Origin of the sequence: Sphingomonas sp. SORGH_AS_0870 (assembly GCF_031453175.1) — a bacterium.
Taxonomy (GTDB): Bacteria; Pseudomonadota; Alphaproteobacteria; order Sphingomonadales; family Sphingomonadaceae; genus Sphingomonas.
Map to the genome: position 1 here is coordinate 2,699,211 of NZ_JAVIYW010000002.1, position 20,924 is coordinate 2,720,134.

17 protein-coding genes and 1 tRNA gene are annotated in these 20,924 nt (G+C 62.2%); 8 read left to right on the top strand and 10 right to left on the bottom strand.

The annotated features are described in order from the left end of the window. Positions 1 to 164 precede the first annotated feature (164 nt). Positions 165 to 2,564: a type I restriction enzyme HsdR N-terminal domain-containing protein gene (locus tag QE363_RS12605; RefSeq protein ID WP_309695720.1), complete on the bottom strand. Its 2,400-nt coding sequence runs from the start codon at positions 2,562 to 2,564 to the stop codon at positions 165 to 167. A 393-nt stretch (positions 2,565 to 2,957) separates the two neighbouring features. Between QE363_RS12605 and QE363_RS12610 the strand changes: the two genes are divergently transcribed. The 3 genes from QE363_RS12610 (at position 2,958) to QE363_RS12620 (ending at position 4,826) form a co-directional block, all read left to right on the top strand. After that, positions 2,958 to 3,329, top strand: coding sequence for a hypothetical protein (locus QE363_RS12610; protein ID WP_309695722.1), 372 nt, complete (start codon positions 2,958 to 2,960; stop codon positions 3,327 to 3,329). 67 nt (positions 3,330 to 3,396) lie between these two features. Continuing rightward, the gene (locus tag QE363_RS12615) at positions 3,397 to 3,726 is read left to right on the top strand and encodes a hypothetical protein (protein ID WP_309695724.1); all 330 of its coding nucleotides are present in this window, start codon (positions 3,397 to 3,399) and stop codon (positions 3,724 to 3,726) included. Next, positions 3,723 to 4,826: an ImmA/IrrE family metallo-endopeptidase gene (locus QE363_RS12620; RefSeq protein WP_309695726.1), complete on the top strand. Its 1,104-nt coding sequence runs from the start codon at positions 3,723 to 3,725 to the stop codon at positions 4,824 to 4,826. Before QE363_RS12615 ends, QE363_RS12620 begins: the two co-directional genes overlap by 4 nt. A gap of 118 nt (positions 4,827 to 4,944) precedes the next feature. Here QE363_RS12620 and QE363_RS12625 read toward each other — a convergent pair whose 3' ends face one another. From QE363_RS12625 to QE363_RS12655, 7 genes are all read right to left on the bottom strand, one after another. Beyond that, positions 4,945 to 5,079, bottom strand: a complete 135-nt coding sequence (locus QE363_RS12625; protein ID WP_309695728.1) for a hypothetical protein — start codon at positions 5,077 to 5,079, stop codon at positions 4,945 to 4,947. Between the two features lie 54 nt (positions 5,080 to 5,133). Beyond that, positions 5,134 to 6,048: a hypothetical protein gene (locus QE363_RS12630; protein ID WP_309695730.1), complete on the bottom strand. Its 915-nt coding sequence runs from the start codon at positions 6,046 to 6,048 to the stop codon at positions 5,134 to 5,136. Between the two features lie 16 nt (positions 6,049 to 6,064). After that, the gene (locus tag QE363_RS12635; protein WP_309695732.1) at positions 6,065 to 7,312 is read right to left on the bottom strand and encodes a thymidylate synthase; all 1,248 of its coding nucleotides are present in this window, start codon (positions 7,310 to 7,312) and stop codon (positions 6,065 to 6,067) included. Continuing rightward, a complete protein-coding gene (locus tag QE363_RS12640; RefSeq protein ID WP_309695734.1) occupies positions 7,288 to 8,076 on the bottom strand; it encodes a hypothetical protein in 789 nt (262 codons plus the stop codon). Before QE363_RS12640 ends, QE363_RS12635 begins: the two co-directional genes overlap by 25 nt. 123 nt (positions 8,077 to 8,199) lie before the next feature. Next, on the bottom strand, positions 8,200 to 9,321 hold the full coding sequence (locus tag QE363_RS12645) for a hypothetical protein (RefSeq protein ID WP_309695736.1): 1,122 nt from the start codon (positions 9,319 to 9,321) through the stop codon (positions 8,200 to 8,202). A 146-nt stretch (positions 9,322 to 9,467) separates the two neighbouring features. Continuing rightward, positions 9,468 to 9,541 (bottom strand) — tRNA-Gly (locus QE363_RS12650). A gap of 287 nt (positions 9,542 to 9,828) precedes the next feature. Next, a complete protein-coding gene (locus tag QE363_RS12655; RefSeq protein ID WP_309695738.1) occupies positions 9,829 to 11,133 on the bottom strand; it encodes a lipopolysaccharide biosynthesis protein in 1,305 nt (434 codons plus the stop codon). 324 nt (positions 11,134 to 11,457) lie between these two features. On the opposite strand from QE363_RS12655, the gene QE363_RS12660 reads away from it, so the two are divergent. The 5 genes from QE363_RS12660 to QE363_RS12680 all read left to right on the top strand — a co-directional run bounded on the left by QE363_RS12660 (position 11,458) and on the right by QE363_RS12680 (position 16,910). After that, a complete protein-coding gene (locus tag QE363_RS12660) occupies positions 11,458 to 12,579 on the top strand; it encodes an acyltransferase (RefSeq protein WP_309695740.1) in 1,122 nt (373 codons plus the stop codon). A gap of 1 nt (position 12,580) precedes the next feature. Further along, positions 12,581 to 13,924, top strand: a complete 1,344-nt coding sequence (locus tag QE363_RS12665) for a hypothetical protein (protein WP_309695742.1) — start codon at positions 12,581 to 12,583, stop codon at positions 13,922 to 13,924. Between the two features lie 75 nt (positions 13,925 to 13,999). Beyond that, a complete protein-coding gene (locus QE363_RS12670) occupies positions 14,000 to 15,088 on the top strand; it encodes an acyltransferase (protein ID WP_309695744.1) in 1,089 nt (362 codons plus the stop codon). Between the two features lie 176 nt (positions 15,089 to 15,264). Further along, positions 15,265 to 15,840 (top strand): GDSL-type esterase/lipase family protein, encoded by a 576-nt coding sequence (locus tag QE363_RS12675; RefSeq protein ID WP_309695746.1) that lies wholly within the window; start codon positions 15,265 to 15,267, stop codon positions 15,838 to 15,840. 98 nt (positions 15,841 to 15,938) lie between these two features. Further along, complete coding sequence (locus QE363_RS12680) at positions 15,939 to 16,910, top strand: acyltransferase (protein WP_309698198.1); 972 nt, start codon at positions 15,939 to 15,941, stop codon at positions 16,908 to 16,910. Between the two features lie 424 nt (positions 16,911 to 17,334). Here QE363_RS12680 and QE363_RS12685 read toward each other — a convergent pair whose 3' ends face one another. Together QE363_RS12685 and QE363_RS12690 are read right to left on the bottom strand one after the other, a co-directional pair. Further along, positions 17,335 to 18,726: an HlyD family type I secretion periplasmic adaptor subunit gene (locus tag QE363_RS12685; protein WP_309695749.1), complete on the bottom strand. Its 1,392-nt coding sequence runs from the start codon at positions 18,724 to 18,726 to the stop codon at positions 17,335 to 17,337. Further along, a complete protein-coding gene (locus QE363_RS12690) occupies positions 18,723 to 20,858 on the bottom strand; it encodes a type I secretion system permease/ATPase (RefSeq protein WP_309695751.1) in 2,136 nt (711 codons plus the stop codon). The genes QE363_RS12685 and QE363_RS12690 overlap by 4 nt, the downstream gene beginning before the upstream one ends. Positions 20,859 to 20,924 lie beyond the last annotated feature (66 nt).

The window sequence follows — 20,924 nt, forward strand, 5'->3', positions numbered from 1 at the left end:
GCGAAACAGAACAAAGCACGAATAAATCATACATCCGAGCCGGCGTAATGTCCAGCAATGCGCTATGCCGTGAAGCAGGTCCGCGCGCTCAGGGCTGTAAGCCTCGGGCCGAGACCACGTTTGAGATCGCGCCGTCAACCAGCCGGTCGAGATGTGAGGCGACCCTAGTCGGTGGTCGGTGAAAGTGCCTCTCTCAAAGCCGGATTTACCAACGCGTCAAGCTGTGCCTTGGCCCATCTCGCCTGCGATGCCCTTGGATTGAGCTCGGCCAGTATGGAAAGGGCCTGCGAGAGGCGGTTCAGCAAGGGGGCCGATCCGTCGTCACAAGCCTCCTGAAGCCACTCGTCGGCATTGTCCTGCTCGCGCTCAAGGAAGCGCAGCAGCGAGAAGGTAACCGGCTCGATGATCCCGTCTTTCCGGCAGGCGAGCTGGGCACCTCCGGGGCCATCATGGGTATGGTAACCGGAGCGTTCGGGATCTTCCGGCAAGCGGCGCAGAAGGATAGGACTAGTGCCGACCAGCGCCAGGATCGCCGGGTCTATCACGCCGACAATCCGATCCTCGTCGATCGCCAGCGCGCCGATACGGATGCTGGCGAGGTGCGAGAGGATCAGCCAGGCGTCGAGGTCGGCATAAGTCACCGCGGCTTCGTCGGCGGGCAATTCGACGCCTTCGCTCCAGCCAGGCTTCTTGATCACCGTCACGCCATCGGCCCGCGTGACCATGTTGAGCTGGCCGACGCTCGGCATCCAGACGATTGCGCGCGTGCCTGGCTTGAGGGGCCGGATCTTCGGTGTCCGCTGTAGCAAGGTGTTCAGGAAGGCGACACTGATGCCGTTGCGCCATGCAATGAGGTCGACCAGTGCCTGCGCGCCGATGACATCGCCAAACGGCAGTCGGGCGATCGTCGCGACCAGCCAGTTGGCGGCGTTTGCGTCGGCATCCGCCTCCTCGTCTTCCATTAATTTAGCCAGTTGCTCGGCTATCTGCCGAGCGAGCTCGGATGCGATCAGTTCGGGAATGCGTCCGGTGATGACCGAGCGGTTGGCGGCGTCGAGCGTGGATCCTGCAAGCCCAGAGCGCACCATCGCCGCCAATTCGTCGGTATCAGCATGATCTCGCATAGCCGCCTTGCGAACCATGAAACTGTGCATCGAACGCAGAATGACATCGTGGGGCCGGTCGTCCCGATCATAGTCGTCGAGCACGGCGCGAGCGAACGTCGCTGCCTGTTCGGCAAGCTCGTCTTGGACAAAGTGGGTGCGGATGTAGCGGAAGATGTCGACGCTGAGCAGCGGCGGCAGGATCGCCGTCATGCCTTTGGCCCTCTCCGGCGCCTCGACGACGCCGGCCGCCATCGATTGGAGCAGCCAAGGTTGGCGATATTCGTCGGCCCTATCGGCACCGTGCATGAAGGTGACGCCATGCCCCTGCAACACCTTGAGGGCTTGGCCAAACTCGTCGTCGTCGAGCCGATCGACGAGAATGCGCTCGCCACGGCGGGCGAAGACGGTGTCCTTGCGCCGGGTCTCGCCCTTCCAGAGGCGGTCAACGACCGACGTGTCGGCCTCGACGACAAACTTTACCTTCGGTCCCATCGACTGGGCCGACAGAGCTTCGAGTTCGCGACGGATTCCGTCATGCTCAAGGCCGAGGCCATCTATGGCGATCACAAGCTGCGGACCGTCGCAGGTCGCAAGCCGCTCAAGCCAGCGTCGCGCCTCATCTGCCGATATCCGCCAGCCGACCGCCCCGGATAGGAGCTGAGCGACTTCGTCGGCGATCCCGATTGCGGCCGTGCCCGATGCTTCGACCAGGAGCACCGCGATCTTGTCCGACCCGCTGGTGTCGATTGCCAGCTCGCGCAGGACGTGGCTCTTGCCGATCAGGGGCGCGCCCTCGATCGCAATGACGCGGCGGGTGCCGCGCAGAGCCGCCATCGCCTTTGCCGATGCCTTGCGGGAAATGTGGAAGTTCGGCGTGAATGGCATGCGAAAATCGCCCCAGTCACCGGTGAGCTCGTCGAGCGTCTGCTTGGTTGCCGCCCGGATCGCCGCCATCCAAACATCCGAACTCGGACCCATGAGCGTCCCGATGGCGTCTTGCAGACCGGCATGGGCGTTCGCCATTGCGGCATCCATCAACGCGGCGAAGGCCTGCTCGTTGGGCAGCCCGTCCTTCAGAAGATCGCCCGTTTCAGTCGCATAGGTACGGGTCTCGGTGCCATTCGAGACGATCACGATCGGGGGCCTCGGATGCAGAACCCGGGCGTAGGACAGGCCCTGATCAACATCGTCCGAGTCGAGCGGCTGCCCGGGCTTCTTTAGTTCGAGGATCGCCAGGCGCTTGCCGCCGCTTTTGATCAGTACATCGAGCCGGCCGCGCCGGCTAGACGCTTTCGTGCCGTTGATTTCGACCTCTTTATGGCCGAGTTTGAAGGAGAAGGTCAGCTGGTGCTGGATCGCGGTGACGTCGAGCCAAGGCAAGGCAACCTTCAGGGCGGCGTTTGCATTAACTTCAAGGTCAGTTTCGGTTTTGCCGACGGTAGTCTGAGCTATTGTCATCGTTTCGATTTACTAGACATTGTGGCAACTCCAGCACTCAAAATGCCTTGATAGCATGATGACTAGATCATCGCTGAGAAAGCGCGTTCTATGCCCAGGTCGAACGCAGCTGTGACGGCGGCTCAAGCAGGTGGAGAAGCCGCACGTCCGCTTTCGAACGGCGATCGCGGTAAGCCGCCGTTGGTTCAGGTGACGGGGTGGGGGGCTCAAACCCCGGCAACGGGTTTTCGAGCAGCGGGACTTATTTGACGGCCGTCCAAAAGGATCGATGCGACGCAGGCTCCCCCCCATCGGCATCTTAGCTGTATTTCCTGCGCCTTCGTTCACGGCTATTCTTCTTCGGGGCTGGTCGGGCTACGGTCACGCCATTCAACCTTTGGCATCGGGAATGAAGTGGCGGCGGAGATTACATCCTTTCAGAGTCGGGTCGAACGATGGCTTGAAGCCTGCTTCCCACCGGACGTCCGGACGAACCGAGGGGAGCGCACCCACCGCTTTCTTGAGGAGGCGCTCGAGCTAGCGCAGGCGAACGGCTGCACCCGCGACGACGCGCTCGCGCTCGTCGAGTACGTCTTCGGCCGGCCGGCTGGCGAGGCGGCCCAGGAGGTGGGCGGCGTCATGGTGACGCTGGCCAGCCTGTGCAGCGCGTCCGAGATCAACATGGATAACGCCGGTGACCGTGAGCTGGAGCGCAACTGGGAGCGGATCGACCTCATCCGCTCCAAGCAGCAGGCCAAGCCGCACGGGTCTCCGCTGCCGCAATGAACAAGCGCGGCGGCACGATGTCGGCCGTCACGGCCGTCGGTGCCCGCTCATCGGGGGATGGTGAGCGTTGATCACCATCTCGTTCGAGGACCAGCCGCTGCATGACACCTGCGTCGATCTCGAACGGGCCGAGCAGCTTTTCGGCAGCGTCAGCGCGGCGGCGTTGGTGAACTTCATTTCCGACGCCATGGCCTTCGAGCACGTCCAGGAACTCGCCGACTTCCTCGGGGACGACATAAAAATTTTGGGGGATGATTCCCTTTCCGTCGCGATTGGTTCAGACTATCGGGCAGCCCTTGTTGTGGCCGGCAAGCGTTTCGATCGGGACGCCGCCGGACGAGTCGTCTGGTCGAGCGTAGCGAGGTTGAAGCTGGTGCAAATATCGAGGTTGCCTTGACGGACGGACTTGAGTTCACGCCCGATTGGTTCTCGAAGCCCGGAGACTCGCTGCGCGCGCTGATGTCCCGACGCCGCATCGCTGCCACCGACGTCGCCAAGCATCTCCATGGTGGAATGGCTGCCCTCCGGAGCCTTCTCGACGGCACTGGCTCGATTGACCTGGCGCAGGCGGCGGTGCTCGCCCGGCACCTGGGCGGCACCGAGTCGTTCTGGTTGAAGCGGCAAGCGAATTATGAGGCCGCCTTAGAGCGCGCAGTTGATCGTGCGACCGCTATCGAAGGCGACGAGTGGCTGCTCCTGCCGGTACCCGGTGACAAGCCCCGCGGCCGACTTTCGGCGGAGAAGCGCAGGGCCGAGGTGCGGCGCCGGCTGACGTTCTTCAACGTCGGCACCATGAAGGCGTGGGACGCGCGCTACGGCCGGATCTGCTCGGACACGCTGTTCCGCAAGTCCGAGGCGTTCACCTCCGACGACGCCGCGATCCTGATGTGGCTTCGCAGCGGCGAGCTCGGCGCGGATCTGGTCGATACCAAGACCTGGAGCGCCGGGAACCTGGAGGATCGACTCGGCGAGATCCGCAAGCTGTCCAAGGTGAAGGATCCGGAACTGTTCCTGCCCAAGCTGAAGGTGCTGTGCGCCGAGGCGGGGGTCGCGGTCGTGGCGAAGCGTGCGCCGCAGGGTTGTCCGGCGTCCGGCGCGAGCAGGATGGTCGCGCCGGACAAGGCCATGATCCTCCTGAGCTTCCGCGGCCTCTCCGACGACAAGTTCTGGTTCACTGTGTTCCACGAGATCGGGCACTTGATGCTTCACGGCGCCCGGACCTTCATCGACGCCGAGATGGACGGCAAAGGAGTCGACGATGCGGAGCGCGAGGCGAACGACTTCGCCTCGCGCTGCATCGTTCCCGAGCGCAACGCCGAGGAGTTCGTCCGGCTTGATGGAGCCCGAGACGAGGTCGTTCGCTTCAGCGTGCGCGTGGGCGTGTCGGCTGGCCTGACGGTCGGGCAGATGCAGCACCGCGAAATGATCCGTCAGGATCAGCTGAACTACCTCAAGCGGCGTTGGAGATGGGATCAGCTTGAGCCACTACTCGACTAAGTCGCAGAGCCGCCAAACAATGGCGGAGCCGTCTGATCCTAAGCGTTCAGCAGGTGCTTTTCAAAAATCTGCCCGATCGTAAGCCACCAACTTGAACTTGGCGACGCGGTAAGCAACGTCAGCGCGTGCCTTTCTGCATGACGACGATCTCACCGGGGATCCCGAGCGAAGCCGCAAGGCGACGCGCCTCGATCAGCCGGGCTAGGGCGGAGATGCGCGGCGGAAGCGCCGCCGCGGCCTCGATCGCCGGCACCGGGAGCGGCGGATTGGAAAGAATAATTCTCTCTTGCGAACACAAATGCAGCTATCATCCCTTGTAATGGACGAAGTGGCGCGGGCTCTTCTGCCAGTTGCACAGCGCATCCTCCATCACCTCCATGCCGACGTTCAGCCTGCCGTCGAGCGCATCGAGCTTGCTCTGGAGCGTGACGTTGGACGTCGCGCTCGTGGGGTTGCCGTCGAAGAGCTGCCGGACGCCCCGACCCGGGCCGGTCGCGCCATCGAGATAGGCTGATCCGGCAGCGATCGGGGCAAGGCCGTAGCGACCGACGAGCGACAAATAGTCGAACTTGGCCAATCGCCCGAAGGACGTGATCTTCAGCGTGCCGTACAGGTGATCGAAGATCGTGTGCGGATTGTTGCCCGCCGTGCGCACCGCGCCCGCAAAGAAGGCGCGATGCCCGGCCGGCCCGATCCAGGCCAGATAGTCGGCGACGGCTTGCGCCATCGGCCGTTTCGCCGTGGGCCGCATGCTCTCGTACTTGCGGTGGTTGCCGAACGCCCCTCGGACGCTCTGCCAGTTAGCCGCCAGCCATTGGTAGAACGCGGCCGGGTTCGCGGCGACGGTCGGCCAGTCCCAGATGCCGGCGCCAAGCTGTCCATAAACGTCCTTCAGCCGGAGCCAGCCGGTGTCGGGGCGTCGTGCGAAGTGGGTCATCAGAAAGATGAGCCAGCCGGCCTCGTCGACGTTGCCCTGCTGCATGTGGAACGCGACCGCGCGCTCGGCATCGAAGGAGGCGTGGTTCGGATCTGCCCGGCTCGCCGATACCGGCTTGGCCTGGACCTGACGGTAATAGTCCTCACGCCGAATGCTGGCGACGAACTGCATTGCGAGCGTGTCGACGCTCGCGACGTCCGGCAGGCCCTGCAGGCTGAGTGGTCCTCTTGCAGCATTCAGTTCGTTGACGATGCGCTGACGTTCGGCGTTCCTAGACGGCCACATGCTGATTTCCCAAATTCTAGGCGGTGTCGATCTGGAGCGCTGCCCGAGGTTTGGGCTTCAAGTGCATCCTGGCGTCGACGAATGGGTGATATGTTGAGTTGGCGAGTTCAGCACGCAACTGCTTCAGTCGGTGTGGGTGGTCCTCCACCCACTCGCGCGCCCAGAATACCTGCAGGAGCCGGACGATGTCGGCCCAATACGGGTCGGCCATCTCGTTCGAGGCGTCGAGCTCCTCGCCGGCGCGCAGGCGTTGTTCGATGTGCAGCAGTTGGCCGATCAGTTTGAAGGGGTTGCCGTCGGGCATCGCAGGCATTGCGATCGTCTGCTGCACGCCTTCAGCGACGTACTCGGCCATCGCATCGAGCTTGCTCTCGTACACGTGCATGCTGCCCACGTACTGAAGGTATTCGCCCATCTCCACACCCAGGCGCCGAGCCATCATCTCCTGGATCATGGTGAAGCAGAACACATCGTGCGGAAGGCCGAAGTACGCATCGTTCGATCGCATCGTCACCGACATGTGCAGAAGTCCATCGCGCAGGAGGAACTGCCACGTCGTGGTGCAGGGGATCTCCTTGTGGTGGGTGACGATGTCCTCGGCGTTGAACAGCTGGATCACCGCGCGCTTGGATGCGGGACGTTCCTTGAGCAGGGTCTCGACGCTGGCGAACTGGTCGATGCGATCGCGCATCCGCGTAAGCCGTGGGCCGTAAGCGCCTTCAAGGATTCCGTGCACCGCGTCGTCAGCGTAGCGCGCGACATAGGGCTTGATGAATGCGAGGGTGTCGGAACCTGACAGGTACCATAGCAACTCGCCGAACGCGCTGAACGGCTTGCCCCGGTTCTCCGATCTGCTGATGCGCGCTCGTGGATTATGGATGCGCAGCGAGACCCCGAGCATCTCGCGGTTGTCTCCGCGCGTTCCGCCGGCCGATCGACCATGTTTGAGCAGCTCGCGGTATAGTCGATGCAGTACCGCGTCCAGACTTGCTCCCTCGATCTCCATTTCCCGTTCGCCGCCTTGGCGGCGCCCCTCGACATGTTGACGCTGATGATGATGACGACAGAATGAATGATTCCCTCGATGCGTCAACGGTCTGTCCTCTGTCATGGACCGGCTCGGCTTGTTGTCGCGAGCGGCGATGCTCTTCGAACAGGTCGAGCCAGAGTCAACGAAGGTGAACGAACGGCTGGTCTTGGGAAGCGCACCTGGCGGCCTGAGTGTCGCCTCATGGGTCATCACGCCTTCCGCCGCGATGCGCATTCCCTGTACGATCCCGTCCGCGACCGCTCCTCCAGCGGCAGCAGGGCCAGCGGTGCAGGCGTGAGATGCGCCGTCAGGTTCGGCGTCGCGTCGCACATCAGAGCCAGCCGCTTCTGAATGATCGCCGCACCGCCCTTCACGAACCATGCCTTGCAGTATCTGCGCGGCCCCGTGCCTTCACGAACATGGCCCAGAATGTCATCCATATAGACCTGCTTCGCGTCTGAATCCTCCAGGAAACTCGCCCCGGCGGTACGCATCGAATGGAGGTCGGCGCGCTTGCCCGAGGAGGTTCGCAGGAGCGGTACATTTTGATCGACATAGTCGAGCAGGTACCGACCAGCGCCCGCGTAGAAGCGGGCCCCACCACGCTTCGTGAGATCACCCCGATACAATTCGGGGAACAGCATACAGTGACCTTCTGCCTCGATCGCCGTGACGTACTCCTTGAAGCCGAGCCGCAGCAGTTCCGGATGCAGAGGGATGATACGGTGGCGCGAACGGCGTTTCAGGCCCGCCGCGGTTTCGCCATTCTTGCTCTTTGTCATGTTGGCCTTGACGATCAGGAAGGGCGTATCGACGTCGAACACGATCTCGCTGCACTCGAGCCCGCACGCCTCTTCGCGGCTCATGAAGGTGTAGGCCAGCAGCAGTGGAACCCAGTATGCAGCGTCCTGCCACACCTTGTTGTCGGAACCGGTCTTGAACCTTCGGCTGCACCCGCCGCCGCCCGTATAAATCGGAGCCTTGAAGGCGCAGACCAATTGCTCCTCCGTCCACGGCATCCGGTCGGGATCGGTGGGATCATCTTGGACCTTAGCGGTGTGCTCGTTGAAATCGACGATGAGGTCCTTGCCGAATCTCGGCCGCCACGACGCCTTGGCCAGCTACCGCGAGAAGCGCGCCATGATCGTCAGATCGCGATTGTACGTGCGATCGCTGCGCGGCGTCTTCTTCGCCATCGCATCGACCTCCGCAAGCGCCTCCTTCAGCGGACGACTCATGGCGCCCGCCTCGGGCGTTCCCCAGCGAAATTCGGTCGGTAGCTTCCTGAGGGTCTGGGCGTAATGCAGGGCATCGGCAGGGCCATAATCGCATAGGCGCTTGTCGCCGGTGATCCACCCGAAGCTGCGTATCACACGCCGGCGCTGATCGAGATCCTCGTCCCAGTCGCCCGCGCTCTGGATCATCTTGATGGTGTCCTCGATGATCTCGCTGAACCGTCGGGTGTCTTGGGTGAGGAACGGGGAGTCGACCGGCGTTGCGCTGGAGAACCGATGCGGATCAGTCTGATCGAACGGCGCTAGGGTTGAAGGCGCAACCGGCTGGCGCCGGATCGCTCCGACGACATCGTCGTCGAGCAGTGCCGTGTACGGATCCCCCCGGCTGGCTGCGAGCGGGTGATCGGCGAGCGCTGCGCGCGCCTGCGCTTCTGCCCGTGCCCGGAGGAGTTGGACGCGCGCGTCATCGATCGCGCGCGGGGTCGTCGGTGCCGACATCGCCGTCAAGGCGCTCTCCGCGTCACGTTGGGCGCTCTTATGGGGCGCCAAAGAACGGAGCATCATCACGACGGCTGCGCGATCCTCCTCCGAGAAGCCGTCGGTCAGCTCGTTGACGATGGTTTCCGGCACGCTGTCCGCATCGGCAGGCAGACGCGCCGCGATCCGATAGGCCGCCTCCAGCACCCGCAAGGTGCGGCGGTTCCCTTCCAGCGCGTCGGGGGCATCGAAATGGGAGGCCATCGCCAGCCCTAACTCCTCGTCGAGCCCTGCGCGGAAGATGCGCGTCAGTTCCTGCGCCTGGAGGACACCGCGGCTGGTCCGGTTGAACATCTGCATCGCCATCATCTCCCATCGGGCGGACAGCCGGGGGACGAGGCGACGCGCCTCGACCGGATCGGCCGTACCGAGCGAGACGCTTATAGGATGATTGACGACGCTCCGCTGGTACAGGCGGCGGCGGTAGTAATAGCGCGCACCACGCCGGCACAGATAGGTGATCGAGGCCACGTCCCACGTCTCGTCCGATCGCCGGCACGGGCTTGGATTGCGGGCGGACGACGGCGGCGTGTGCGCAACTTGGTGCTACAGCCAGGTGTCCCGCGAAGCGCGGCCGGACGCCGGAATGGCGGAAATCCGTGGGTTCAGTGCGGTGATGGAGCGGGTGAAGGGAATCGAACCCTCGTCGTAAGCTTGGGAAGCTTCTGCTCTACCATTGAGCTACACCCGCGAAACCCCGGAAAACCGGCGTTACTGCGCTTTAAGGCTTGCTAAGGCGACAAGTCAAGCGGCCCGGAGCACGAAAAGGTGGAGGCTTTCCTACAACTGTAACGGCGCGGATGGCTGATTAGACGATGGTAGAAACAATTGGCGCTGACCCCAGTGCAACTGAGGCATAGCGGATCGCCCGTGTAGCCAAAATGAAGATGGAGGCACGGCCCCGTCCGGCCGGAACAGTGGCCGTTAAGCGGCAAGGCGCGCGTAAGGGTTAAGGTGCCGTGCCTTCACGAGCTTGCCTCAGGGAACGGCGGCCTCTGCATGGCCCCGGCGGCCTTGCGCTGCACGCGGGTCGCGCTTGGGTAGCGTACGCAAATAAAGAATGCGAACGATGCACAGGGCCAGCGCCGTGCCCACCGCCGAGATGCCAGCACCGAGCAGACCGAACAGCCATAAGCACAGCGAGCTCAGCATTACCGTCAGGACGACACCGCCGACATTGGTGATGGCATAGACACGGTCTTTGCCTGCGCTGGTCAATCCGACGCTCAATAGGTCACCACAAGCACGAAGGACGGCCGCAACGAGCATCAGGACGAGCAAGGGCCGCGCGACCGGAAAGCGGCCGGGGGGGGCGAAATGGATGATCGCCTCTGTCGCAATGAAGATCACCACGCTCAGCACCGCCGCGAAGCCCAGCACCTTGAAGACTTCACGTCGAAGCGCCGCCAGCCATTCGACGATCCCGCGCTGGCGCAGCACGAGTACCATGCGCGGAAGAGCCAACTGGACGACCGCCGTGCTCAGCAAGGTATAGAGTGCATTGGTGATCGACCAATAGAAGCTGTAAATGCCCGTGGCCGTCAGACCCAGCATCGCATTGAGGATGAAGCGGTCGGCATAGCTGAGCCCCACCAACCCCAGATCACTGAGATAGATATACCAGCCGTTGCGGATGCGCATCCACATTCCCGCCCGGTCCAGTCGCTTGGACAGCGCCGCGCGAACAGGCCAGTGGCGCAGAAAGACGAACAACAGCGCGATCGCCAGAAAGTGACTGACGATCCAGCTGGCAAATACGGTTTCAAGATTGCGGAACGACGGCGAGATCATGCCCAGTCCGACAGCGACCGGAATCCAAAGGGCCGAGCGGACCAAGACCAACATATTGGCCTGCAACGCCATTTCCAATCCCACGAGCGGCATATAGACGTCGAGGGCCAGCGTCTCCAGCCACAGCAGTGCCAGGATGAGCAGATAGACGTTCGGCATTCCGCCAATTTGTGCGAGGATCATCGGTATGGCGACCGCGGTTCCCAGCGACAGTGACAGGATCGTGACGGTCAGTCGGTCGCGCACCAAGGGCGCCGCATCGTCGGGCGTCATCCCGACGACGTCGCGTGACACGAAATAGTTCAGCCCCCAGCCCAGCAGCGCGGGCACGATCCCGATCGCTCCTATCGCCAGACCATAGATGCCAGCGGCTTCAAGGCCGAGATAGCTGACGACATAGAAGGAAAGCGCAAAACGCAGGAACAGCGTCGCCGTGCGAATGCCAAGGCTGACAAATCTGCTACGCAACATGCGACGGAGAAGAGCGGCCATTTGTTCGGGACCTATTCCTGTTTCTGCCGCCATGGCCACGGGTCCTTTCCCAGGCCATGGCCGCGGGGCCTTAGAAAGCCGCGCTCCTGCACGCGGGGTACCCGCCGGATCGACAAATGACGCAGCGCAACATGGCGTCCCAATGCGGGATTATCGCCTGTTGATGCAAGCGTTAAAAAAGAGACAATGTGCCCTATCGGGGCGACAATCAAGCATGTACCCGGCCCATGGTGATGGGCTAAGGCACCAGCCGGTCTTCGGTTTGCTGCTCCTGCGAACAGCGCTCCGACCGCATGGAACAATCTTTGCTCAGGGTGAAATCGGATGCGTTCCGAACGAGTCGATTCACTGCAGATCCTGCGGTTCATAGCGGCGTTTCTGGTGCTTTGCGGCCATGCTCAGCAGGCGCTGGTCGAACAGATGGGCTCGTATGCAGGACACTGGGGTTTCATTCCACTTGATTGGGGACTGGGCGTTGACATCTTCTTCCTGATTTCGGGTTTCGTCATGTATTATATGATGCATGATCGGTTCGGGACACCCGGGGTAGCATCCGACTTTCTCCGGCGCCGGATCATCCGCGTGGTGCCTCTATACTACTTCTTCACCACACTGACCCTCGGGATGGGCCTCTTGCTGCATGTGCCGTTGCCCAGCACGATCCGCATCGTCTTTTCCTATCTCTTCCTGCCGGGTCCGACTTGCGACCTGTACTGCACGCCACTGCTGACGCTGGGGTGGACGCTGAATTACGAGATGATGTTCTATCTTGTTTTCGCGGCCGGGTTACTGCTTCCCTTCCGTCGCGGCTTGGTGACGATCATCGCCATTCTCCTGATCCTGATCGCGGTTGCGACGCTCACCCCGCCCGAGTGGCGCATGATCCGCTTCTGGGGACTGCCTATCACGCTCGAATTTGTCATGGGCATGGGAGTCGCCCATCTGTTCATGGCTGGACGGAGGCTGACCATGCCAATCGCGTGGGCGATGATTGCGCTAGGATTCGCAGCCGCCGTGGCGTTCTATCAGCTTCATATGGTTGAAACCTATGGGCGATTGCTGACCGGCGGGCTCCCTGCCCTGCTCATCGTCAGCGCATCGGTGATGGGATTGGAGCCGCGGCGATCCACCCGTCTGCTGACATTGTTGATCGCGGGCGGCAATGCCTCCTATGCGCTATATCTCTCCCATCCTTTCGCGATCCATGTCGCCCAGTTGCTGGATGACCGGCTGGGTTTGACATCGCGGGCCCCTGCACTGTTCCTGGTCCTGATCGTGCTCGGGGCATTGGCGGGATCCGCGATAGTTCATGTCGGCATCGAAAAGCCGATGCTTAAACGGTTTAACCGACGTTGGAGTCGCTATGGCAGCACCGGCAGAGGCGATGGGCAACCCGCGCCCGGACGCGCCGGTGTGATCGTCACCGCCGAAACGGGAGCGCGTTAATATGGCAACGACCGCAGACGAATTCGCGCCAGTGCGACGCTGGCGTCGGCCGATCGTCAGGACTGTCACAGCTGAGCCCGAGGCCATAAACAGAACGATTGTCAGCGACCGCGCCTTTCTGGTGCTGGTCACCGTCATGCTGATGTTCGCCTATCGCGACATGCTGACAAGTTCGTTACGCTATTATCTCTCATTGGTCCATCTGGGCGTATTGTGGTTCGTGCCGGACATTTTGTCCTTTGGCATCATGGGCTACTTTACCTGGAATATTGCCCTGAAGCGTCGATCACCATTTGCGATCCTGCTCGTGCTGTCATTCACCTTCTCGATGACCGTCGGCATCATCTTCATGCAGACCAACTTGTTCTCCATGTTCTCGGCGGCCAAGCTGTTCATGCCGTTTTTCGTCGGGGCCTCGATGGTTGGGCGCTCGGTAACGGAGTTACGCTGGGTCACCCGGGCGCTGATCGCGCTGTTCGTCATCAGTACCGTCGGCGTTCTTCTCGAACCGCACATCAGTTACCCCTGGCTGGGCCAGGCGCTTGACAATTTCGGACAGGTCAAAAAGGTCGGCAGGATCTGGTGGGCTGGCGGCGGCAAGATCCGCTACGGCGGATTTGCCGGTGAATCCACCATGGCATCATATATGATGCTGATTCCCTATGCGATCGTGCACTTCCGCTTCTCGCGTCTGGTCAACGTGCTGCTTTGGATCCCGATCTACTATGCAATCACGCTGACAACAAACAAGACAGCATTGATCGTCTTCTTCTTTTTCATCACTTGGTATCTTTACACCCATTTCTTGAGCGCCGACCCCACGAGGTTGCTTCGGCGGATCGCAGCCCTATCGTTCTTGACGATCCCGATCGTTTTCATTGCGATGGTGGTGCTGTCGGGGGTGGATCTGACCTCAGTCGACCCCGTACTGTTCAGTCTGCAGGACCGGATCCAGCACACATGGGGCTTCCCGTTTATCTGGATGTCGGAAAATTATCCGGCTGGCTTGTTCATCGGATGCGGCATGGGATGCTTCACCTACCCCATGCAGTACACCAAGCTGGCCTCCTTGTGGGTGCCGGTCGACAATTTCTATCTCAGCACCTTGGCCATGATGGGCCTGCCCTTTGCGGTCTTCGTCATCGGCATGTTCACCGCAGTCTATAAGTCGGCATCGCGGCAAAAGCTGCTGCTGATCGCCATGGTGAACTTTTATTCGGTAACGGTGCAGGGTTACGGTCCATCCACCTGCGCCATCCTGCTAGCCTACGCCTTCAGCGACATGTTCCTGCCAAGCGGTCGCAACTGGATGCGCAAATTCGCACGTCAACCGTCCGCGTCCTGACAAGGTCGAACCGGCCGTAGCGCAACGCCTGCTGTCGGAATTTCGCGGTGGTACGTACAAAGGGAAGAGATTATCATGACATCGCAAGCGCCGGACATTCTGCCGCATGCGCCCAATCATGCGCAACGATTTGCTTTTCTGGACGTCGCCCGCGGCCTAGCCGCCCTGGTGGTGATGTTGCAGCACTCGCTGGAGGGTAGCGGGATTGAGTCGCTGGAACCGGGCGCGGTGGCAACGACATGGCTTAACCTGGGCGAGACGGGCGTCGCGATCTTCTTCCTGGTCAGCGGCTTCATCATTCCGGCCAGCGTTCGCGAAGGATCGACGGTGCGCGACTTCGTCATCCGACGGACGATGCGCATCTATCCGCTTTATTGGGCGATATTCGCAGTCACCATCGTTATCCTGGTCGGGTTCGGCGGCCAGTCCATGCCGCCGCTGGGTACGACCATCGGCAGCCACATGCTGTTCGTTCAGGAATGGCTCCATCTGCCAAATTTCGTGGGCGGGTCGTGGACGCTGTTCATCGAGATGATCTGGTACATCGCGTTCGCGCTGGCCTTCTTTTCCTTTTTCGGCGTCGGCTTCCGACTGGTCGCGAGTTTCCTTGTCGCCTATGCACTCATCACCTTCTCAGCGGCTTATATTTTTCCAAGCTTTCCATTCGGGCGTCTGTCGATTTTCGCGCTCTGCTTCTATGGCTATCTGTATCTTCTCTATTTTGAAGAGCGGGTCAGCAAACATGCGTTCCATATTGGATCTACCATCTTCCTGATACTGATCGCGATCAACATCTTTGTCGGATTCTACCTCAATCCGTCGACGGCGCATGCCGCACCATCCTTTAGTTGCGTCGCTATTTCTTGGTCTATCGCGCTCCTGGTATTTCCCCTGCTTCTTTACAAACGCCACTCCGCCTTCGCTCAGTCTCCGGCGCTGCGATATTTGGGGGAGATCAGCTACTCGGTTTACCTTCTTCACTCTGCGATCATGCGGGCGCTGGAACTGACCGATATTCGCGGACTACCCTTTATTGCCCTGACTTTCACCCTGACGATACTGGGGGCGACCCTTACCTATAAGTACATCGAAAAACCCGGCGTCATGCTCGCCCGCAGCTGGACCCGTTCCAGAACGCCGTCACTCAAAGCAGCCACTCATTGAGAGAACGACTGGAAACCACGCCGATGCAAGATCACATTCGAAGGCCCGGCTCCTTTTCGCGGTCTACATTCTGGTTGTCGATGATCTTCGCGACGACTCTTACCGCAATTCTTACGACTGCAGCCGTAGCCTATATTTCTGTACTGAGAATCCCGCCTTTTAGGCGGCTCTATGACATGGTCCGCCTCATTAAGCCCGAAGATCCCCGGACCAATGTCAATTTCGGCGCACTCGTCCCAATCAACAACGCCAAGCCACTGAGCGCACCCGTGACGCTGACCGGTGACTCCAATATCCAATATGGCCCCTGGCAGGACGTATTGACGCAGCGCGTCGACAATCACGGTATAGCGGGAGACACGACCAGTGGCCTCCTGATCCGGTTGCGTACCGGTGAGAAATCAGCCGGCACGGTGGGAATCATGATCGGAATCAACGATCCCTCGGCCGCCATCACGCTCGCAGAGACTGAGGCCAATTTCCGCGAAATCCTGAAGCTGATGGGACCGCGTCGGATCGTCGTGATCTCGCCGCTGGTCACGGCCATGGCGAAACGTAACTCCCAGATCGTCGCTATCCGGCAGGCAGAGCAGCGCCTCTGCGCATCCTTGCCCAATTGCACGTTCGTGAATATCGGCCCCAGCTTCGAAACGAATGGCGCCCTTAGGGCAAACTACACCCATGACGGGGTGCACCTGTCTTGGTCGGGGTATCAAAAATTAGGTAACATTTTGAATAAAGTACTTTTCTAAACCCGTTTTGGTAGGTAGCGAACGGTCGACCAACGGCACAGGGGGCGACTATTTCCGACACCATCACGGGCCATAACCGCCGGGCACGCCTCAATTATATTCAGGTCCTGCGATCGGTCGCCATTCTCATCGTGGTGGCGACCCATTGCGTCGACCCGTTTCAGCCAGGTGATATCGTCCGTTCGCCGATGGTGGCGTTATTCACTCGACATATTAATATCATGTTCATCTTCGTATCAGGGTTTCTATTCCAGTACCTGATCCATCGTTTTTCCTACGGGCCCTATCTGAAGACCAAGGCGAAGAACGTTCTTCTACCCTATTTTCTGATCTCTCTGCCGGCGATCCTGATCTATGCCACAGGCCTGAAGCCGCTCGATAAGTTTGTCGGATTGGTTACCGCCGATCAGCCGGTGAAGTTGGCTGCGCTGATGCTGGCGACCGGCAGTTCCCTGGCGCCCTTCTGGTTCATCCCCATGATGACCATTTTCTATTTGATATCGCCGGTGCTGAAGTGGATCGACGATCATCCCCGCGCCTATGGAATCATGCTGCCCTGGCTTATCCTGGCTCTGTTCGTTGGCAGATCGGTCGGTGATGCCAATCCGCTTCAGAATGCCATCTTTTTCGGACCCATCTATCTGCTCGGCATGGGTGTGAGCCGTTTGCGGGATAGGGTGATACCCGTGCTGGCACGCTTCTGGCCGCTCCTGATCGCTGCGATCCTCATCCCCATTCCCATATCCCCGAGTGCGGCGATCTGGGATCCGGTGATGTTGCTGACGAAGATCTTGGTCTGTCTCGGCCTTGTCGGCCTGCTATCGAAGGTTGCCGATCATCTGCCGCGCAAGGTTGATTATCTCGGCGATATCAGTTTTGGCATCTTCTTCGTTCATTATTATATCGTGGCAGCGATCACGATCCTGGCGAACAAGGGCAAGCTGCCGTTCCTGCATGGCTTTGCTGTCTATTTCGGCGTGCTATTCCTCGTCGTCGCTCTGTCGAGCATCATCGTTATGGCGATCCGCGAGATTTTCGGTCGGTATAGCCGCCAGCTGGTCGGAGCCTGACCTTAGGACTTGTTCCAAACCATCGCGATCACGCCGGGCGTCAAATACGTCTTGTGCACAGTGCACGCCAGGACGACCGGCGCAAAAGGGGACTGCGATTGCCCTCATCGGGCATTCGGGTAGCAGACCGACGGCCCAATGGCAGGCAGCCATTGATGCGATCGGTCTGCCGATCAGCATCCGTCAGGCACTTGGGGCAAGACGGCGGCTGCCCGCAAACGAATGCCCCCGAAGCGCGTCTCAAGGGCATTGGATGCCGCTTATTACACCGTTCCGCTACTGTCCTTCGATACCGATGACCTTGGTGCTACCGCCGATATCAAAGCCGCCCCAACCGCATCGCTCTGCCCTGCAAGGATACCATCTCCGGGTCTAAGGGCATCCTCGCATGCGCCATGATCTGGCTCCGGCAAATGCAGATACCCTACCGCTCCCGCGCCGCTTCGGATACGTCGCGGCTGACCGGGTCGATCAGATATTCGATCAGGCGCCGCCGACCGGTGCGGATGTCCGCCGTGGCGCTCAGGCCCGGCGTCAGCGGCACCTGCCGCCCATCCACCCCGATCGTCCGCCGGTCGAGCGCGATGCGGGCCAGATAATAGGGCGCGCTTTTCTCCTCGGTCACCGCATCGCGGCTGACCGACAGGATATGGCCCGGCACCGTGCCGTAGCGGGTGAAGGGATAGGCCTCCAGCTTTACCGCGACCGACTGGCCCGCCCGGACGAAGCCGATGTCGCGGTTGAGGAGCTTGGCCTCCACCGTGACCTGTCCGTTGGGCACCACGACCATCAGCGGCCGGACCGATTCGACCACGCCGCCCAGCGTATGGACGCTCAGCTGCTGCACCGTGCCGTCGACCGGTGCGGTCAGCCGCTGCATCCGGCTGTGCTGGCGTGCCTTGGTCAGTTCCTCGCGGCGCTGCATCGCCTCGGTCTGCGCCTTGGACAGGTCGGACAGCGCGATCTGGCGCGCCTGCTCGCGCGAACGGGCCAGTTCCTCGGCATAGCGCCCGGCTTCCGACAGGCCGCGTGAGCGCTGGGCGGCGGCGACGTTGCGGTTGCCCGCCTCGGCCCGCTGCTGGCGTTGCATCTCCAGCACGCGCATGCCCGATGCATAGCCGCGCTGGGCCAGCGTCTCGACCGCCTGGACCTGCCGGTCGAGCAGCGGCTGGTTGGCGGCATAGGTGCGCATCTGCTGCGCCGCCGCCTCGGCATCCGACAAAGCGGAGCGCCGCGCCGCCGCCAGCCCCGCCTCGGTCGCGCGGGCACCGGCGATCTGCGCGGCGACCAGGCGGCGCTGGGTCGCGGCGACATCGGCGGGCGTCCCCTCGGGCGCGGTGAAGACCCCTGCCCCGCCGCTCAGGCCATCGACGATCGCGGCATTGCGCGCGACATCGATCTCGGCCGCGAGCAGCGCCTGACGCGCCTGGGCCTCGTCGGCGCTCGACAGCGTCGGGTCCAGATCGACGAGCGGCTGGCCGCGCCGCACCACATCGCCCTCATGCACCCAGATGCGCCGGACGATGCCGCCGGTCGCGGACTGGACGAGCTTGACCGACTCCGCCGGGACCGTCCGACCCTGTGCCGAGGCGACGACATCGACCTTGCCCAGCACCAACCAGCCGCCGGTCAGCGCCAGACCGCCCATCAACAGCCAGGCGGTGATCCGCGCGGTCGGCGATACCGGCCGCTCGATCACCTCCAGCGCGGCGGGCAGGAAGCTGTGTTCGAGCGGGCGGGCCGCCCCGCGCCGCTCGGCGCGGTCCTCGGACCATGCGGTGCGAAAGAGCGCCCAGTTCTGCGCCAGCGTACTCATGATGCAATTCCATACAGGACGCCCATCTGGCGTCGGTGAAGATCGGCATAGCGCCCGCCGGTGGCGAGCAGTTCGTCATGCGAGCCCGTCTCGACCAGCCGTCCGCGCTCCAGCGCGACGATGCGGTCGCATTGGCGGATCGCGGACAGGCGGTGGGCGATGATGATGACCGTACGACCGGCCGCCATGCGCTTGAGATTGGTTTGGATGATCTCCTCGCTCTCGGCGTCGAGCGCGGAGGTCGCCTCGTCGAAGATCAGGATGCGCGGGCGGTTGATGAGCGCGCGGGCGATGGCGAGCCGCTGACGCTGGCCGCCCGACAGGTTGGCGCCGCGCTCCTCGATCATCGTGTCATAGCCTTGCGGCAGCCGCGTGATGAACTCGTGCGCGCCCGCCAGCTCGGCGGCCTCCATCACCCGCTCCATCGGCAGCGCGGGATTGGCGAGCGCGATATTCTCGCGCACCGTGCGGTTGAACAGGATATTCTCCTGCAACACCACGCCGATCTGCCGCCGCAGCCAGGCCGGGTCGATCTGCGCGACGTCGGTGCCGTCGATCAGGACGCGGCCCCCCGCCGGGACATAGAGCCGCTGGAGCAGCTTGGTCAGCGTCGACTTGCCCGAGCCCGACGATCCGACGATGCCCAACGTCGAGCCCGCCGGAATGGCCAGGTCGATATCCTCCAGCGTCCACGGGCCGTCATCGCCATAGCGGAAGCGAACCCGCTCGAACCGGACATCGCCACGGATCGACGGAAGCGCGGTCTGGCTGCCGCTGCCCGGCTCGACCCGGTGGTTCAGCACGTCGCCCAGCCGGTCGACCGCGATGCGGACCTGCTGGAACTCCTGCCACAGCTGCGCCATGCGGATGACCGGCCCCGACACGCGCTGCGCGAACATGTTGAAGGCGACGAGCGCGCCGACCGTCATGTCCTGCGCGATCACCGCCTGCGCCCCGAAATAGAGGATGGCGGCTAGGTTCAGCTTGGAGATCAGCTGGATCGCCTGCGACCCGCTATTGCCCAGGTCGATGACGCGCTGGTTGGCGGCGGAATAGCCCGCCAGCTTGCGTTCCCAATTGTCCTGCCATTGCGGCTCGACCGCAGCGGCCTTGACCGTCTGGATGCCCGCGATCGTCTCGACCAGAAGCGCGTTGTTGGCCGCGCCCCGCTCGAACTTGTCGTCCAGGCGGTTGCGCAGCGGACCCGTGACCAGCACCGCGACCGCGATATAGGCGGGGATGGCGATGATGCTGATCAGGAACAGCTTGACCGAATAGAGCGCCATCACCGCCAGGAAGACCAGCGCGAAGGCCGGGTCGATCAGCACGGTCAACGAGGCATTGGTCAGGAATTCGCGGATCGTCTCCAGCTGGCGGACCCGCGCGGCGGTGTCGCCGACACGGCGCTGCTCGAAATAGCCGAGCGGCAGGCGCAGCAGATGGCGGAACAGCCGCGCGCCCAGCTCGACATCGATCTTCTGACTGGTTTCGGAATAGAGGCGGGTGCGTAGCCAGCCGAACGCGGTTTCCCAGAAGGACACCGCGACGAAGCCGATCGCCAGCACCGCCAGCGTCGACATGGTGCCATGGACCAGCACCTTGTCCACCACCGTCTGGAAGAACAGGGGCGCCGCCAGGCCCAGCAGGTTGAGTGCCAGGGTCAGCAGCAGCACCTCGCCGATCAGCCGGCGATAGCGGACGATCTGCGGAATGAACCAGGAAATGTCGAAGCCGCGCTGGTTGAGGCGTGCGCTCTCGCGCGTGGCGATCAGGACCAGTTCGCCCGACCACATCGCCTCGAACTCGGCGCGGCCGATCTTCACGACCGGCGCCCCGGCCCGCTGGACCAACAGCTCGTCGCCCTGCATCCGGCCGATCAGGAACCAGCCCTCCGGGCCGTTGCCCAGCACGGGCAAGGGCATGCGACCCAGCTCCGCCCAGTCAGCACGGCGCGTCTTGGCGCGAACCCCGTCCATGCCATTGGCCAGCCGGACCAGATCCTCCCCGGTCAGGCTGTGGAAATGCCCCAGGCCGTGGCGAAGCTGCTCGGGCTCGACCGCGATGCGATGGATCGCCAATAGCGCGGCGAGCGCCGTCAGCCCGCTATCGTCACGAATAGTTTTGAAATCCACTGTCGACCGTCCACCCGCTCATGGCTTGCCGGAACCGGTGGGCGGCGGGGTGCCGCCCTGTCCGGG